The following is a 384-nucleotide window of genomic DNA, read 5'->3' on the forward strand; positions in this document are numbered from 1 at the left end:
CAATTGGCTACCGAAGAACTTTCCCAGCGGATTACCATCGCCATCAATTCCCTTCCTCCTCGCTGTCGGGCCGTCTTCCAGCTTAGCCGTTTTGAAGAAAAAACCTACCAGGAAATTGCCGACACCCTCGACATTTCCATCAAGACTGTAGAAAACCAAATGGGTAAGGCCCTACGCATCATGCGCGAAAAACTGGGGGATTATTTGACTGCTTTGTTGTTTTGAGGGGGGAGGCAAATCTCACATTAGATACCACAAGCATCGCCTTTTACCACCACCTTCCCATCCGCACTCACCAGTCGATCCAGCCTAAACTGAACACCATTTTCTAATACCATGAATTCTTCCTTGCTGCGGGTGTAGAGATTGATTATTCGGGTAACT

General features: G+C 47.7%; 1 protein-coding gene. It reads left to right on the forward strand.

What is annotated here, in order from left to right; translation table 11 throughout:
• Positions 1-225, forward strand: a 225-nt coding sequence (locus ACRBG0_RS05295) for a sigma-70 family RNA polymerase sigma factor (RefSeq protein ID WP_431485858.1), incomplete at its 5' end; no start/stop codon positions are given.
• Positions 226-384: the final 159 nt, after the last annotated feature.

Origin of the sequence: Lewinella sp., from assembly GCF_050633125.1 — a bacterium.
Classification (GTDB): Bacteria; Bacteroidota; Bacteroidia; order Chitinophagales; family Saprospiraceae; genus Lewinella.